We start from the raw sequence: 16,764 nt of genomic DNA on the forward strand, positions 1-16,764 counted from the left end.
CTTCGGGCGCGAATTTTTTATGCGCGATTCAGCTTTGTATGCGGCGGATCATCGTGAGTCCGACCAGGCGCGAGACCACCAGCGCTACATACATCACGCCCGCGAACTGTTCCAGCATCACCAGCGCCCGTGCCTGCGCGTGAATCGGCACCACGTCGCTCAGTCCGACGCCGGACAGCAAGCTGAAGCTCAGATAAAGCAACTCCATCCAGGTGCGCAGTTCGCTCTCGCTGGTGGCCACGAAACTGCCCGGGTACCACTGCTGGCAGACCGCGAAAGCAAAGGCGAATGCCCAGGCCAGCAGCGTGAAGGTAGCCCCTGCGGCGAACAGCTCGTCACGGGTAACCTTGTGGTCCTGCAGCATGTAGGCGATCAGGCTGCCGGCGGTATAGAAGTACAGCAGGCATTCGAGCAGCTGGGCGGTAGTGACCAGCGCCGGGCGTCCCAACAGCGCGCCCGAGATCGAGAACACCACCGAGGGGATCGCCAGCACCAGCGCCACCCACATTCCCAACGGGCTGCGGCGTACCACCCACAGGGCCAGGCCGAGCACCGCGATCCCGAACGCACCGAACAGCGCGCGGCTTGCGCCGGCCTCGTCCATCGCCGGGTACAGCAGCACGCCCAGCAGCTGCACCGCCAGCAGCCACGCCGAGGGGTGCCGGCGCGCGATCGCCAACCATTTGGTGCTGCGTGCTATCGCCATCGTTGTCCCCACCCCTGCCTGGTCGCGCCGAGCTTAGCCGGAATCGCTGGGGCGCTGGATGATGGCCGGGGCAGCGCGCACCGCCCCGGCCGCCGCCTCACTCCTGGCGATACACCTCGGCGCCCAGATCGCGGAACTGGGCGGACTTCTCCGCCATGCCGGCTTCCAGCGCCTGGTGCGTATCCAACCCCTGCCCCGCCGCATAGTCGCGCACGTCCTGGGTGATCTTCATCGAGCAGAAGTGCGGGCCGCACATCGAGCAGAAATGGGCGAGCTTGTGCGCATCCTTGGGCAGCGTCTCGTCGTGGAATTCCTTGGCCTTCTCCGGATCCAGCCCAAGGTGGAACTGGTCCTCCCAGCGGAACTCGAAACGCGCCTTGCTCAATGCGTTGTCGCGCACCTGCGCGCCGGGATGGCCCTTGGCCAGATCCGAGGCGTGCGCGGCAATGCGGTAGGCCATGATGCCGTCGCGCACGTCCTGGCGGTTGGGCAGGCCGAGGTGTTCCTTCGGCGTCACGTAGCAGAGCATGGCGGTGCCGTACCAGCCGATCATCGCCGCGCCGATCGCGCTGGTGATGTGGTCGTAGCCCGGCGCGATATCCGTGGTCAGCGGGCCGAGGGTGTAGAACGGCGCTTCACCGCACTCGCGCAGCTGTTTGTCCATGTTCTCCTTGATCAGCTGCATCGGCACGTGGCCGGGCCCCTCGATCATGGTCTGCACATCATGCTTCCACGCGATCCTGGTCAGCTCGCCCAGGGTTTCCAGTTCGCCGAACTGCGCGGCATCGTTGGCATCGGCGATGCAGCCCGGGCGCAGCCCGTCGCCCAGCGAGAAGGTCACGTCGTAGGCCTTCATGATCTCGCAGATGTCCTCGAAGTGCGTGTAGAGGAAGTTCTCCTTGTGATGCGCCAGGCACCACTTGGCCATGATCGAGCCACCGCGCGAGACGATGCCGGTCACGCGCTTGGCGGTCAGCGGCACGTAGCGCAGCAGCACGCCGGCGTGGATGGTGAAGTAATCCACGCCCTGCTCGGCCTGCTCGATCAGGGTGTCGCGGAAGATCGCCCAGTTCAGTTCTTCGGCGCGGCCATCGACCTTCTCCAGGGCCTGGTAGATCGGCACGGTACCGATCGCCACCGGCGAGTTGCGCAGGATCCATTCGCGCGTTTCATGGATGTGCTTGCCGGTGGACAGGTCCATCACGGTGTCGCCGCCCCAGCGGATCGCCCAGACCAGCTTCTCCACTTCCTCGGCGATGCCGGAGGACACCGCGCTGTTGCCGATGTTGGCGTTGATCTTGGTGAGGAAGTTGCGGCCGATGATCATCGGCTCGCTTTCCGGGTGGTTGATGTTGTTGGGCAGCACCGCGCGGCCGCGGGCGATCTCGTCACGGACGAATTCGGGCGTGATGATCCTCGGGATCGAGGCGCCGAAGGACTCGCCGGGGTGCTGCTTCAGCAGCGCGGCATCGCGGATCGCCTCCAGGCGCTGGTTCTCGCGGATCGCCACGAACTCCATCTCCGGCGTGATGATGCCGCGGCGTGCGTAGTGCATCTGGGTGACGTTGGCGCCGGCCAACGCGCGTCGCGGTTGCAGGCGCGACGGGAACCGCACCGCATCGAGCCGGGCATCGGTTTCGCGCGAGCGGCCGAACGCGGAGCTCGGGCCCTCCAGCACTTCGGTATCGCCACGCTCGGCCACCCAGGCGGCGCGCAGTGCGGGCAGACCGACCGAAAGGTCGATGGCAACCGCCGGATCGGTATACGGGCCGGAGGTGTCGTAGACGGTGACCGGCGCATTCTCTTCGCCGCCGAACAAGGTGGGCGTGCGGGTCAGCGTGATCTCGCGCATCGGCACCTGCAGATCGCTGCGCGAGCCCTGCACGTGGATCTTGTGCGAGCCGGGGATCGGCCGGGTGACCGATTCGGAGAGTTGCTGGGCCTGTTGCTGCAGGGCGGAGAGCAGTGCGTTCATCGAGGCATCGTCCTAGGTTCAATCCCCGCACAGGGACTGTGCGGTTCTATGCGAGGGACTCGCATGGGAGGGACGAAACGGCGGCGCTCGACGGACGGATTGCGGGCGGTCTCCGGGCGCGGTGGCCCTACGGCGCAATGCATCTGCTGATGCGAAGCTTCCCTACGCCGGTATCAACCGGATCAGGTTCGAAGGGACTGTCTCAACCTTGGCCACTGGGCCGCGGTACCCCCGCTTCGGGGCGAATTAGACCACAAAGGCAAGCGCGAGGGGCACACGGGCGAAGACGCACGCTGGCGGGTATGGGTTTGATGTGAACAAAGCGCCGACACCCGATGCACTACCATGCTGCGGCGCGGTATGCGGTGCGATACCGGGGTGAAAAACCCCGGATCGTGCGCGTACCACGCACTGCTCGACGCCATTGACGTCCGTACTGACCGGCCTCGACCGGCTTGATCCGCCCCAGTCGTTGCCGCTGTGCCGCTGGAGATTGCAAGCCTCGGCTCGCCCCTACTGATCGGAGACACGCCTTCATGGTGTTCCGCATTTCCATCGCACTGGTTGCACTGCTGGTGCTGATCGCCGGCCTCGCGCCGGGCCCCTTCAACGAGGTCGTCCAGAGCGGCCTGTCCACCATCATCCGCAGCACCGGCTGGTTGTACCTGCTGGTGGTGTTCATCACCCTGTCGTTCCTGATGTACCTGGCCTTCGGCCGCTTCGGTTCACTGCGCATCGGCGGCGAAGATGCCGAACCCGATTTTTCCAATGCGAGCTGGATGTCGATGCTGTTCGCCGCGGGCATGGGCATCGGCCTGGTGTTCTGGGGCGCGGCCGAACCGATCTCGCACTTCGTGAAACCGCCGGAAGGGTTGGCGCCGCAGAGCATGGAGGCGGCACGCGCATCGATGCGCTATGCGTTCTTCCATTGGGGCCTGCATCCGTGGGCGATCTATGCCCTGATCGGCCTGGCGATGGCGTGGTTCCAGTTCAACCGCAATGGCCGCGGGCTGATCAGCGATCTGCTGCAGCCGATCATCGGCGCGCATCACCGTGGCTGGATGGGCACGGTCGTCAACGTCGCTGCGGTCGTCGCCACGGCGATCGGTGTGGCAACGACGCTGGGCTTCGGCACGATCCAGATCGCCGCCGGCCTCGAGCGCGTGTTCGGCATCCAGGCCTCGGTGCCGGTGCAGCTGACCATCATCGCGGTGGCGTTCGTGCTGTACATGGCCTCCACCACCAGCGGTGTCCACCGCGGCATCAAGTGGCTGTCCAACTTCAATCTCGGCCTGGCGGCATTGCTGCTGGCGCTGATCCTGGTGCTGGGACCGACCGGCTTCATCTTCGACACCTTCACCACGACGATCGGTTCGTACCTCAATTCGCTGGTGACGATGAGCCTGCGGATGTCACCGTTCTCGGGCAGTACCTGGGTGGCGGACTGGACGATCTTCTACTGGGCCTGGTGGATCGCGTGGGCGCCGTTCGTGGGCTCGTTCATCGCGCGCGTGTCGCGAGGGCGCAGCATCCGCGAGTTCGTGCTGGGCGTGGTGATCGCACCGAGCGTGCTGGGCTTCCTGTGGTTCTCGGTATTCGGCGGCACGGCGCTGTGGTCGCAGATCTTCGGCCACGTGGACCTGGCGCAGGCGCTGGGCAATGGCTATGAGACGGTGTTGTTCACGATGTTCGACAGCCTGCCGATGCCGACGGTGTTGTCGGTGATCGCGCTGGTACTGCTGATGATCTTCTTCGTGACCTCGGCCGATTCGGCGGTGCTGGTGCTGGCGACGATGTCGACGGAGGAGGCCGGCGATCCGCCGTTGGCGCGCCGGATGGTGTGGGGCGTGGCGATTGCGTTGATCGCGGGCGTGCTGTTGTTGGCCGGCGGACTCAATGCGCTGCAGGGGATGATCACGATCGCGGCGTTGCCGTTCGCGTTGTTGATGCTGGCGGTGATGTGGTCGTTGTACCGGGTGCTGGACATGGAGCATGCGTTGCAGCGGCGCCGCGCGCAGCGTGCGCGGCGGTTGATGGACGAGTGGATCGAGCGGGAGATCGCGGCGCAGGAAGAGACGCGCGATGAGGCGGCTCGGGCGCCTTAGGGTGTTCGGGTTGGTCGCTTGGAGCGGCGCGCTTCCCGGGCTATCGGTGGGCGGGCCGGGACGGGTGGGTTGGCGGGACACTCCGTGAATCCGTCCATGGAGGCTCATGTCGCGCCATCCATGGCGCTCATGGTCCCGACAACCCACCCGCCCCGTCCCGCTCACGGTTTCAAGGTGGTGTCGGGGAGAGCCGCCGGGCGAAGCTCGGCGCAGCAGCGTGCATCTGACGCCTTGGATCCTGGTTGAGGCAAAGCAGCCACGCATGGCGTGGCCCTACGTCGGATCATTTGTCCGGGAAGAGCAGCCACGCATGGCGTGGCTCTACGTCGGATCATTGCCTGGGAAGAGCAGCCACGCATGGCGTGGCTCTACGCCGGATCATTGCCTGGGAAGAGCAGCCACGCATGGCGTGGCTCTACCGCTTCGGCCGTGTGCGCTTTTGCCATGCGCACCGACCCACTTTGGGTGGGTCGGCCTGGGTGGGTTGGCGGGACCATGAGCCGCATGGATGCGGCGACATGAGCCTCCATGGATGGATTCACGGCGTGTCCCGCAAACCCACCCAGGCCGGCCCACTACCCGCACCCCCGAACGCGCCCTGCTCTACGCTTCTGCCCTGCGCACTGCTCTACGCTTCTGCCCTGCGCACTGCCCTGCGCACTGCCCTGCGCTTCTGCCGACCGACCAGCGGCCGGCGCTACGGAGCACTAGATGAATCAGTACCCCGCCGCCTGCCCATCCTTCCGGCTCTCCGAAGCGCCGTAGTACACCCCGGTCTCCGGATCACGCAGGATCGCCTGATACCCACCGTACGGACCATCCGCGAACACCACCCGGTGGCCCTTGCGCATCAGCGCGCGCACCGTCTCATACGGGAAGCCCGTTTCCAGATTCACCTCGCCCCCGTCGCTCATCGCCGTCGCCTGCCCGGTCGGCTCCGTCGACCCCTCGTGCTGGATGCGCGGCGCATCACCCGCTTCCTGCAGATTCATCCCGAAATCGACCATGTTCATCACGATCTGCGCATGCCCCTGCGGCTGCATCGCACCACCCATCACCCCGAAGCTCATCCACGGCTTGCCCTCCTTGGTGACGAAACCCGGGATGATCGTCTGGAACGGCCGCTTGCCCGGAGCGTACCCATTCGGGTGATCCTTCTGCAGCACGAACATCTCGCCGCGGTCCTGCAGGATGAAGCCCAGGCCCGGGGGCGCCATGCCGCTGCCCATGCCGCGGTAATTGGACTGGATCAGCGAGACCATCATGCCGTCCGCATCGGCGACCGTCAGGTAGATCGTATCGCCCTCCTTCAGCTGCTTCGGCGTGCCCGGCTGCACTTCGCTCAGGGCCTTGTCCATCGAAATCAGTTTGCGGCGCTCGGCGGCGTAACCCTTGGAAATCAGTCTGTCGACCGGCGCCGGATGGAAGGCCGGGTCGGTGTAGAAGCGCGCGCGGTCGGCGAAGGCCAGCTTCTTGGCCTCCACGAACAGATGCACATGTTCGGGTGAACCGAAGGGAATCGTCGAGAAGTCGTAGCCTTCCAGCACGTTGAGGATCTGCAGCGCGGCGATGCCCTGGCTGTTCGGCGGCAGCTCCCACACATCGTAGCCGCGGTAATTGCTGCTCACCGGCTCGACCCACTCGCCGTGATGGCTGGCCAGGTCGTCGTAGCTCAGGTAACCGCCGTTGGCCTTGAAGTAGGTACCGATGGTGCGGGCGATGTCACCCTTGTAGAAGGCGTCGCGGCCGCCCTGGGCAATCTGCTCGAGGGTGTGCGCCAGGTTCGGGTTCTTCCACAGCTCGCCCTTGCGCGGGGCATGGCCATCGATCGTGAACTGCTCGGTGAAGCCGGGATACCTGGACAGCCGCGGGACCGAGCGGTCCCAGTAGTAGGCGATGACCTCGGCGACCGGATGGCCTTCGCGGGCGTAGCGGATCGCCGGGGCGAGGTTGTCGGCCATCGGCTTGCGGCCGAAGCGTTCGTGCAGGGCGAACCAGCCGTCGACCGCGCCGGGCACCGAGACCGGCAGCGGACCCGTGGCCGGGATCTCCTTGAGCCCGCGGCGCTGGAACTCGGCCAGGGTCAGCGACTTCGGCGAGCGGCCCGAGCCGTTGTAACCGTAGAGTTTCTGCGTCCTGGGGTCCCACACGATCGCGAACAGGTCGCCGCCGACGCCGTTGCCGGTCGGCTCCATCAAGCCGAGCGCGGCATTGGCGGCGATCGCGGCATCGACCGCCGAGCCGCCGGACTTCATCACGTCCAGCGCGATCTGGGTGGCCAGCGGCTGGGAGGTGGCGGCCATCGCGTGCGGGGCGATCACCTCCGAGCGGGTGGCGAAGGTGTGGCCGGTGATCCGGTCGGCGGCGAACGCGGCGGCGGCGGGCAACGTACACAGGACGGCGGCGGCGAGCAGGCCGCGGGCAAGGCGTGAGGACACGGGGTGGTTCCTGATGGGTGGTAGCCCCCCGATGGTGGCGGCAGATGCCTCCGGATGACATCCCACCATGGTCATGCACCGAGGAAACCAGGCCCCGAATCCGCGCAGTACGGCGCGCCAAAATGCTGAATTCCGGTTCACCCGAACGCTTTCAACCGCAACCATCCTTGCAGGGCACGGCCTTGCGGTGGATGCAGGCGAAACCGATGGAAATTGCGTTCCCAGGGTTGACACCGCCAAAACACGTGTGGTTTTCTCGATCTCATGTTGCAGCGCACAGCCACCCGCGAATCCACCGAGCACGCCGACCACGGCGCGACCTCCGTCCATTCGCTTCTCGTCCTCGTACTTATTACCCAACCAACAGGTGCGGGACGGACCGGCGTGTAAGCAAGACTGCCAGGTATCCATCAAAACCCGCACCCGACCAGGTGCGGGTTTTTTCGTTTCAGAACCCTTCGATTTCCATCCTCCCCCCGAGTTGCCTTCCACCATGACCCGCCAGCCCACCTCGAGCCAGCCGATGTCCACCGCCCCCACGGCGGGTGCGTTCGCGTGTGGTCGCGGCCAGGCCGGCGCCACCCCTTCCCCTGATGGGCCGACGCGTCGCTGACCGTCGGCCCTCTTTTTTCTTGCCTCCAAAGGACCTCCCCCATGAGCACCAACGACCTGCCCCAGATCAAGATCGCTGTTGTCGGCTACGGCAGCCAGGGCCGCGCGCACGCGCTGAATCTGCGTGAATCCGGCTTCGATGTCGTTGTCGGGCTGCGCCCGGGCGGTCCGACCGAGGTCAAGGCCCAGGCCGACGGCTTCACCGTCAAAGCCCCGGCCGAAGCGGTCAAGGACGCCGACCTGGTCGCCGTGCTGACCCCGGACATGGTGCAGAAGAAGCTCTACGAAGACGTGCTCGCGCCGAACATGAAACAGGGCGCTGTGCTGCTGTTCGCGCATGGCCTGAACGTGCATTTCGACATGATCAAACCGCGCGAGGATCTGGACGTGGTGCTGGTCGCGCCGAAGGGCCCGGGCGCGCTGGTCCGTCGCGAGTACGAGATCGGCCGCGGCGTGCCGTGCATCTGGGCGGTCTACCAGGACAAGAGCGGCAAGGCCGCCGAGTTCGCCCTGGCCTACGCCGGTGGCCTGGGCGGCGCCCGCGCCAACCTGATCCAGACCACCTTCAAGGAAGAGACCGAAACCGATCTGTTCGGCGAACAGGCGGTGTTGTGCGGCGGTGCCTCGGCCCTGGTGCAGGCCGGTTTCGAAACCCTGGTCGAAGCGGGCTACCAGCCGGAGATCGCGTACTACGAAGTGCTGCACGAACTGAAGCTGATCGTGGACCTGTTCTACGAAGGCGGCATCACCCGCATGCTGGAATTCATCTCCGAGACCGCGCAGTACGGCGACTACGTCAGCGGCCCGCGCGTGATCGACGCCGGCACCAAGGCGCGCATGAAGGACGTGCTGACCGATATCCAGAACGGCACCTTCACCAAGAACTGGGTAGCGGAGTACGAAGCGGGCCTGCCGAACTACAACAAATTCAAGCAGGCCGACCTGGAGCACCCGATCGAGAAGGTAGGCAAGGAACTGCGCGCCAAGATGGTCTGGTTGCAAAGTCAAGCCGCGTAAAACGCGCGGCTCCCCCACCCGCTTTCGTAAAGGTCACCGCATGAATACCTCCGCCCACAGCACCGCGCCCCGCAACGGCGCACGCTGGTTGACGCAGGCCCTGGAAGCCGAGGGCGTGCATACGCTGTTCGGCTATCCGGGCGGCACCATCATGCCGTTCTATGACGCCCTGGTGGATTCCGGGCTGAAGCACATCCTGGTCCGCCACGAGCAGGGCGCGGCCCTGGCCGCCAACGGCTTCGCCCGCGCCAGTGGCCGGGTCGGCGTCTGCGTCGCCACCTCCGGCCCGGGCGCCTCCAACCTGGTCACCGGCATCGCCGACGCGATGCTGGATTCGGTGCCGATGGTCTGCATCACCGGCCAGGTCGCCACCCCGCTGCTGGGCACCGACGCGTTCCAGGAACTGGACGTGTTCGGGCTGACCCTGCCGATCGTCAAGCACAGCTGGCTGGTGCGCCGCGTCGAAGACCTGCCGCAGGTGGTCGCCGATGCGTTCCGGATCGCCCGTGAGGGCCGTCCCGGTCCGGTGCTGATCGATCTGCCCAAGGACGTGCAGGTGGCCGATGCTTCGCATCTGCCCGACCACGTGCCGTCCACCGTGGTCGCACCGCCGGCGCCGCAGGACGAGGCCATCGCGCAGACCATCGCCGCGATCGCCGAGGCAGAGAAGCCGGTGATCTATGCCGGTGGTGGGGTGGCGCTGGGCGATGCGGTGGAGGACTTCCGTGCCTTCGTCGAGGCGACCCGTATTCCGACCGTGCTGACCCTGCGTGGGCTGGGCGCGCTGCCGCCGCAGCATCCGCATTACCTGGGCATGCTGGGCATGCACGGCACCCGCGCGGCCAACATGGCCGTGCAGGAAAGCGATCTGCTGGTCGTGGTCGGCGCGCGGTTCGATGACCGCGCCACCGGCAAGTTGAACGAGTTCGCCCCGTTCGCGCGCGTCGTGCACATCGATGCCGATGCGTACGAGATCTCCAAGCTGCGTACTGCCGACATCGCGGTGCCGGGCAACGTCGGCACGGCATTGCGTGCGCTGACCGCGGCCGCCACGGTGCCGGCCGCGCAGGATGCGTGGCGCCAACGCTGCCAGGGCCATCGTGAACGCTTCGCCCCCCGCTACGACGCACCGGGCAAGCACATCTACGCCCCGGCGCTGCTGAAGCGCCTGAGCGAGCTGGCGCCGAGCGACGCCATCATCGCCTGCGATGTCGGCCAGCATCAGATGTGGGTCGCCCAGCATTGCCGCTTCAACCACCCGCGCAACCACCTGACCAGCGGCGCGCTGGGCACCATGGGCTTCGGCCTGCCGGCGGCGATGGGCGCGCAGTTCGCCTGCCCCGACCGCACCGTGGTGCTGGTCTCCGGCGACGGCAGTTTCATGATGAACGTGCAGGAGCTGGTCACCATCGCCCGCTGCCGCCTGCCGGTGAAAATCGTGCTGCTGGACAACAGCTCGCTGGGCATGGTCCGCCAGTGGCAGGAGCTGTTCTTCGCCGAGCGGTACAGCGAGATCGATCTGTCCGACAACCCGGACTTCGCCGCGCTGGCCCAGGTGTTTGGCATTCCGGCCACGCGCATCGAAGCGCGTGACGATGTCGAAGGTGGCCTGGCCGCGATGCTGGCCCAGCCCGGCCCGGCGCTGCTGCATGTCGCCATCGATGCACGTGCCAACGTGTGGCCACTGGTGCCACCCAACAACGCCAACAGCACGATGCTGGAAAGCAACCCCGCCCATCAGTCCCAGGAGTTCCCCAATGCAATACCGGCTTGACCTGGTGCTGACCCCCGCCGAAGGCGCGCTGCTGCGCGTGATCGGCATGGCCGAACGCCGCGGCTTCGCGCCGCGCGCGATCGCCGGTGCGCCCAATGCCGCCGATGATGGCCGCTGGCACCTGCAGCTGGTGGTGGACAGCACGCGTCCGCCAGAAACGCTGCGCCGCCAGATCGAGAAGATCTACGACTGTGTTTCGGTGCGCATCAGCGCGCTGGAACCCGGAGTATCCGCATGAACGCCCGCATCGTTGCATCGGTGCCGGTACGGAGGTGTCTTCTCGGTCGTGCGTCGCAGCGTGCGCCGTGGCAGCGCGCGCCGCTCCGCGACGATCACCATGGCCGGGTGCGTGATGCCGGCTAGCCGTACCCCGCAGGAACCGGATGTAGGCGACGTAAGCGTCGCCGATGTGCTGGCCGCGCAGGCGCGGCTGCGCCGCTTCCTGCCGCCGACGCCGCTGCATTACGCCGAGCGCTTCGGCGTCTGGCTGAAGCTGGAGAACCTGCAGCGCACCGGCTCCTACAAGGTACGCGGCGCACTGAACGCCCTGCTGGCCGGCCGTGAACGCGGCGATGACCGCCCGGTCATCTGCGCCTCGGCCGGCAACCACGCCCAGGGCGTGGCCTGGGCCGCCTACCGCCTGAACATTCCGGCGATCACGGTGATGCCGCACGGCGCACCGGCCACCAAGATCGCCGGCGTGGCGCATTGGGGCGCGACTGTCCGCCAGCACGGGGAGAGCTACGACGAGGCCTACGCCTTCGCCCGCGCGCTGGCCGACCAGCACGGTTACCGCTTCCTGTCCGCCTTCGACGACCCCGACGTGATCGCCGGCCAGGGCACCCTGGGCATCGAGCTGGCGCCGCACGCACCGGACGTGGTGATCGTGCCGATCGGCGGCGGTGGATTGGCGTCCGGCGTGGCGCTGGCGCTGAAATCGCAGGGCGTGCGCATCGTCGGTGCGCAGGTCGAGGGCGTCGATTCGATGGCCCGCGCCATGCGCGGCGACGTACGCGAGATCGCCCCGGTCGCCACCCTGGCCGACGGCGTCAAGGTAAAGATCCCCGGCTTCCTGACCCGCCGGCTGTGCAGCGCGCTGCTGGACGACGTGGTGATCGTGCGTGAAGCCGAGCTGCGCGAAACCCTGGTGCGGCTGGCGCTGGAAGAACACGTGATCGCCGAAGGGGCAGGTGCGCTGGCGCTGGCTGCCGGCCGCCGTGTCGCCGGCAAGCGCAAATGCGCCGTGGTCTCCGGCGGCAACATCGATGCGCTGGTGCTGGCCCAGCTGCTGGCCGACATCCGTCCCCGTCCCCCGCGCAAACCGCGCCGCCGCGCCAGCGAGCGAACACGCCCGCCCCTACCAACCGTGCTCGCGACACCCCCGATATCCGTTTCGATTCCTACCTCTGCCATTCCATCCGACATTGCTGTCGAGGAGACCTCCTGGTGACCATGCCCAACTCCCCCCGCATTAGAATTTTCGACACCACCCTGCGCGATGGCGAGCAATCGCCCGGCTGCAGCATGAGCCCGCAGCAGAAGCTGGTGATGGCCCGCGCACTGGACGAACTGGGCGTGGATGTCATGGAAACCGGCTTCCCGGCCAGCTCCCAGTCCGACCGCGAAGCCATGGCGATGATCGCCCGCGAAGTGCGCCGCCCGACCCTGGCCGTGCTGTCGCGCTGCCTGGCCGCCGACATCGAAACCTCGGCCAAGGCGCTGGAGGCCGCGGCGAACGCGCGCCTGCATGTCTTCCTGTCGACCAGCCCGCTGCATCGCGAGCACAAGCTGCGCATGAGCCGCGAGCAGGTGCTGGAATCGGTGCACAGGCACGTCAGCCTGGCCCGTGGCTATGTGGATGACGTCGAGTTTTCCGCAGAAGACGCCACCCGCACCGAGGAGGACTTCCTGATCGAGGTCGCCCGCGTGGCCGTGGCCGCCGGCGCGACCACCATCAACCTGCCCGACACCGTGGGCTTCACCACGCCGGAAGAGATCCGCGGGATGTTCCAGCGCGTGATCGCCGGCGTGCCGGACAGCGACCGCATCATCTTCAGCGCACACTGCCACAACGATCTGGGCCTGGCCGTGGCCAACTCGCTGGCCGCCATCGAAGGCGGCGCGCGCCAGGTCGAATGCACCATCAACGGCATCGGCGAGCGCGCGGGCAACTGCTCGCTGGAAGAGATCGCCATGGTGCTGAAGGTACGCAACGCCTTCTACGAAGAAGACACGCGGATCAATACGCCGCGCATCGTCGGCACCTCGCAGCTGCTGCAGCGCCTGGTCGGCATGCCGGTCCAGCGCAACAAGGCGATCGTCGGCGCCAACGCCTTCGCGCATGAATCGGGCATCCACCAGCACGGCATGCTGCGCCACCGTGGCACCTACGAAATCATGCGCCCGGAAGACGTGGGCTGGGAGTCCTCGCAGATGGTGCTGGGCCGCCACAGTGGCCGCGCTGCGGTCGACCAGCGCCTGCGTGCGCTGGGCTTCTGGCTGGAAGAGGAAGAACTGAAGCTGGTCTTCGAGCAGTTCAAGGCGCTGTGCGAGCAGCAGCGCGTGGTGACCGATGCCGACCTGCAGACCCTGATGCAGGGCAGCGCCACCCAGAACGGCTACCGCCTGGCCTCGATGACGATCAGCGATGTCGGCAGCCGCGCCAATGCGCTGGTCGAGCTGTCCGACCCGGAGGGCAACCGCGTCGCCGAGACGGCGCAGGGCGATGGTCCGGTGGATGCGTTGTTCGGTGCACTGTCGGCCGCCACCGGCGTGCAGTTGATGCTGGACAGCTACCACGTGCACAGTGTGGGCATCGGCGCCGATGCGCGCGGCGAAGCCAACCTGAGCGTGCGCCACGAGGGCGTGGAGTACGAAGGCACCGGCACCAGCCGCGACATCATCGAAGCCTCCGCGCTGGCGTGGCTGGAAGTGGCCAACCGCCTGCTGCGCCAGCGCAACGCGACGACCGAACAGCCCGCGGCGACCGCCGCGGCCTGAGCACCCATGAAGCACCCCGAACCGCAGCAAGGCCAGTCCATGACCCCAGCTCCCCGCACCCTGTACGACAAACTGTGGGATGCCCACGTCGTCGTTCCCGAGACCGACAGCGCGCCCGCCGTGCTGTACATCGACCTGCACCTGATCCATGAAGTGACCTCCCCGCAGGCCTTCACCGAACTGCGCGAGCGCGGCCTCTCCCCGCGCCGGCCGGACCGGACCAAGGCGACGATGGACCACTCCACCCCGACCCTGCCGGCCGGTGCCGACGGCAAGCTGCCCTACGCCAGCGCCGCCTCCGAAGCACAGGTGGCGATGCTGGCCGCCAACTGCGCGGAACATGGCATCGAGCTGTTCGACCTGCAGTCGGCCAGCCGCGGCATCGTGCACGTGATCGCCCCCGAGCAGGGCTTCACCCAGCCGGGCATGACCATCGTCTGCGGCGACAGCCACACCTCCACGCATGGGGCGTTCGGCGCACTGGCCTTCGGTATCGGCACCAGCGAGGTCGGCCATGTGCTGGCCACCCAGTGCCTGCTGCAACGCAAAGCCAGGACCATGGCGATCACCGTGGATGGCGTGCTGGCCCAGGGCGTCGGCGCCAAGGACGTGGTGCTGCACATCATCGGCGTGATCGGCGTCAACGGTGGCACCGGTCATGTGCTGGAGTTCCGCGGCAGCGCGATCGAAGCGATGGACATGGAACAGCGCATGACGTTGTGCAACATGTCCATCGAAGCTGGCGCGCGAGCCGGCATGGTCGCCCCCGACCAGATCACCTTCGACTGGGTGGCCGCCACCCCGCGTGGTCCCAAGGGCGCCGACTTCGATGCCGCCGTCAACGCGTGGTCGCGGCTGCGCAGCGATGCCGGTGCGCGCTTCGACGTGGAGGTCCACATCGATGCCGCCGACATCCGCCCGACCCTGACCTGGGGCACCCACCCCGGCACCGCCATCGCCGTGGACCAGCCGATTCCGGCGGCCAACGACGCTGCCGCGCAGAAGGGACTGGACTACATGCACTTCCACGCCGGGCAGACCCTGGCCGGCACGCCGGTGGATGTGGTCTTCGTCGGCTCCTGCACCAACGGCCGCCTGAGCGACATGCGCGAAGTGGCGCAGGTGCTGCAGGGCCGCCGCGTCGCTCCGAGCGTACGCATGCTGGTGGTGCCGGGCTCGGAAATCGTCAAGCGCCAGGCCGAAGCCGAAGGCATCGATGTGGTCGTGCGCGCGGCCGGTGCCGAATGGCGCGAGCCGGGCTGCTCGATGTGCATCGCCATGAACGGCGATCTGGTCGCGCCGGGGCAACTGGCGGTCAGCACCAGCAACCGCAATTTCGAAGGCCGCCAAGGGCCCGGCTCGCGCACCCTGCTGGCCTCGCCGATGACGGCCGCCTGGGCCGCGGTGAACGGCCGCGTGGCCGACCCACGCGAACTGTATGCCACGCTGGAGGTGGCCTGATGAGCGGCTTCCGTACCCTGACCTCGACCAGCGTGGTGCTGCGCGAGACCAACATCGATACCGACCAGATCATTCCGGCGCGCTTTCTGTCCACCACCGAGCGCGTCGGCCTGGGCAAGTACGCCTTCAATGATTGGCGCTGGCAGAGCGAGGGCGTGCCGAACCCGGCGTTCGCCTTCAACCAGCCGCACAACGCCGGCCGCAGCATCCTGCTGGCCGGGCGAAACTTCGGCTGCGGCTCCTCGCGCGAGCATGCACCGTGGGCACTGACCGACCTGGGCCTGCGCGCCATCGTCAGCAGCGAGATCGCCGACATCTTCCGCGGCAATTCGCTGAAGAACGGCCTGCTGCCGATCGTGCTGGACGAAGCCGATGTGCAGACGCTGATGCAGCGCCCGGATGACGCACTGACCATCGATGTGGCCGCGCGCGAACTGCGCACGCCCGATGGACGCGTGTATGCCTTCCCGCTGGACGGCTTCTCGCAGACCTGCCTGCTGGAAGGCGTGGACCAATTGGGGTATCTGTTGGGCCGTACCCCTGACATTGAACGTTACGAGAGTGAACATGCACGCTGAGATTGTCGTATTGCCGGGTGACGGCATCGGTCCGGAAGTCGCCGCCGCCGCCGTGGCGGTGCTGGAGGCCGTCGCCACCCGTTTCGGGCACACCTTCGGGTTCCAGGAACACGACATCGGTGGCATCGCCATCGATCGCCACGGCGAGCCGCTGCCGGCCACCACGCTGGAGGCCTGCCGCAAGGCGGACGCCATCCTGCTCGGTGCGGTGGGCGGGCCGAAGTGGTCCGATCCCAACGCCAAGGTCCGGCCGGAACAAGGCCTGCTGGCGATCCGCAAGGCGCTGGGGCTGTACGCCAACCTGCGCCCGGTGCGCACGCACGCGGCCGCGCTCGGCGCCTCGCCGATCAAGGCCGAACTGCTGGAAGGCGTGGACTTCGTCGTCGTGCGCGAACTGACCGGCGGCATCTATTTCGGTGAGAAGACCCGCACCGCCGACACCGCCAGCGACCTGTGCAGCTACAGCGTGGGCGAGATCGAGCGCGTCATGCGCACCGCGTTCCGGCTGGCACAGACCCGCCGCGGCAAGCTCACCTCGGTGGACAAGGCCAACGTGCTGGAAACCTCGCGCCTGTGGCGCGACGTCGCCGCGCGGATCGGCCGCGAGGAATTCCCGGAGATCGCGCTGGAGCACCAGCTGGTCGATTCAATGGCCATGCACCTGCTGGCCAAGCCGCGCGAGTACGACGTGATCGTGACCGAGAACATGTTCGGCGACATCCTCACCGATGAAGCCTCGATGCTGGCCGGCTCGCTCGGTCTGCTGCCCTCGGCCTCGCTGGGCGAGCCCGGTGCGGTCGGCATCTACGAACCGATCCACGGCTCGGCGCCGGACATCGCCGGCAAGGGCATCGCCAATCCGTATGCCACGATCTTCAGCGCGGCGATGCTGCTGCGCCATTCACTGGGGCTGGACGAAGAGGCTGCTACGGTCGAGGCAGCGGTATATGCCGTGCTGGATGACGGCGTGTTCACCGCCGATCTCGCCGCCAAGGGTTTTGCGGTGAGTACCGCCGCAGCCACCGACGCGGTCCTTGCCAAGCTGCAATGACCGTACGAACGCGGCCTGAGGCCGCGTTCCTGTCTGTACAACATCCC

12 protein-coding genes and 1 riboswitch are annotated in these 16,764 nt (G+C 67.2%); of the genes, 9 read left to right on the forward strand and 3 right to left on the reverse strand.

All coding sequences use genetic code 11. The annotated features are described in order from the left end of the window. Positions 1 to 28 precede the first annotated feature (28 nt). Both ABE424_RS07220 and thiC read right to left on the reverse strand, forming a co-directional pair. Positions 29 to 706, reverse strand: coding sequence for an ion channel (locus ABE424_RS07220; protein ID WP_176988273.1), 678 nt, complete (start codon positions 704 to 706; stop codon positions 29 to 31). A 97-nt stretch (positions 707 to 803) separates the two neighbouring features. After that, positions 804 to 2,681 (reverse strand): phosphomethylpyrimidine synthase ThiC, encoded by a 1,878-nt coding sequence (thiC, locus tag ABE424_RS07225; RefSeq protein WP_346491638.1) that lies wholly within the window; start codon positions 2,679 to 2,681, stop codon positions 804 to 806. A gap of 141 nt (positions 2,682 to 2,822) precedes the next feature. Further along, a riboswitch (TPP riboswitch) is annotated at positions 2,823 to 2,924 on the reverse strand. Positions 2,925 to 3,217: 293 nt separating this feature from the next. On the opposite strand from thiC, the gene ABE424_RS07230 reads away from it, so the two are divergent. Further along, on the forward strand, positions 3,218 to 4,786 hold the full coding sequence (locus ABE424_RS07230) for a BCCT family transporter (RefSeq protein ID WP_102788207.1): 1,569 nt from the start codon (positions 3,218 to 3,220) through the stop codon (positions 4,784 to 4,786). A gap of 716 nt (positions 4,787 to 5,502) precedes the next feature. Here the strand turns inward: ABE424_RS07230 and ggt are convergent. Then, positions 5,503 to 7,224 (reverse strand): gamma-glutamyltransferase, encoded by a 1,722-nt coding sequence (gene ggt / locus ABE424_RS07235; protein ID WP_346491637.1) that lies wholly within the window; start codon positions 7,222 to 7,224, stop codon positions 5,503 to 5,505. 654 nt (positions 7,225 to 7,878) lie between these two features. Between ggt and ilvC the strand changes: the two genes are divergently transcribed. The 8 genes from ilvC to leuB all read left to right on the forward strand — a co-directional run bounded on the left by ilvC (position 7,879) and on the right by leuB (position 16,717). Beyond that, positions 7,879 to 8,853, forward strand: a complete 975-nt coding sequence (gene ilvC, locus ABE424_RS07240; RefSeq protein ID WP_070473592.1) for a ketol-acid reductoisomerase — start codon at positions 7,879 to 7,881, stop codon at positions 8,851 to 8,853. A 40-nt stretch (positions 8,854 to 8,893) separates the two neighbouring features. Next, positions 8,894 to 10,627: an acetolactate synthase 2 catalytic subunit gene (gene ilvG, locus ABE424_RS07245; RefSeq protein ID WP_176988270.1), complete on the forward strand. Its 1,734-nt coding sequence runs from the start codon at positions 8,894 to 8,896 to the stop codon at positions 10,625 to 10,627. Next, complete coding sequence (locus tag ABE424_RS07250) at positions 10,611 to 10,865, forward strand: ACT domain-containing protein (protein WP_019183810.1); 255 nt, start codon at positions 10,611 to 10,613, stop codon at positions 10,863 to 10,865. The genes ilvG and ABE424_RS07250 overlap by 17 nt, the downstream gene beginning before the upstream one ends. A 114-nt stretch (positions 10,866 to 10,979) precedes the next feature. Further along, the gene (locus tag ABE424_RS07255; protein WP_176988490.1) at positions 10,980 to 12,077 is read left to right on the forward strand and encodes a threonine dehydratase; all 1,098 of its coding nucleotides are present in this window, start codon (positions 10,980 to 10,982) and stop codon (positions 12,075 to 12,077) included. Between the two features lie 2 nt (positions 12,078 to 12,079). Beyond that, positions 12,080 to 13,627 (forward strand): 2-isopropylmalate synthase, encoded by a 1,548-nt coding sequence (locus ABE424_RS07260; protein ID WP_176988269.1) that lies wholly within the window; start codon positions 12,080 to 12,082, stop codon positions 13,625 to 13,627. A gap of 39 nt (positions 13,628 to 13,666) precedes the next feature. Next, the gene (gene leuC / locus ABE424_RS07265) at positions 13,667 to 15,088 is read left to right on the forward strand and encodes a 3-isopropylmalate dehydratase large subunit (protein WP_346491636.1); all 1,422 of its coding nucleotides are present in this window, start codon (positions 13,667 to 13,669) and stop codon (positions 15,086 to 15,088) included. Further along, complete coding sequence (gene leuD, locus ABE424_RS07270) at positions 15,088 to 15,666, forward strand: 3-isopropylmalate dehydratase small subunit (RefSeq protein WP_346478899.1); 579 nt, start codon at positions 15,088 to 15,090, stop codon at positions 15,664 to 15,666. Before leuC ends, leuD begins: the two co-directional genes overlap by 1 nt. After that, on the forward strand, positions 15,656 to 16,717 hold the full coding sequence (gene leuB, locus ABE424_RS07275; RefSeq protein ID WP_346491635.1) for a 3-isopropylmalate dehydrogenase: 1,062 nt from the start codon (positions 15,656 to 15,658) through the stop codon (positions 16,715 to 16,717). Before leuD ends, leuB begins: the two co-directional genes overlap by 11 nt. Positions 16,718 to 16,764 lie beyond the last annotated feature (47 nt).

The sequence above is a fragment of the Stenotrophomonas sp. TWI1149 genome (genome assembly GCF_039673155.1).
Classification (GTDB): Bacteria; Pseudomonadota; Gammaproteobacteria; order Xanthomonadales; family Xanthomonadaceae; genus Stenotrophomonas; species Stenotrophomonas maltophilia_AA.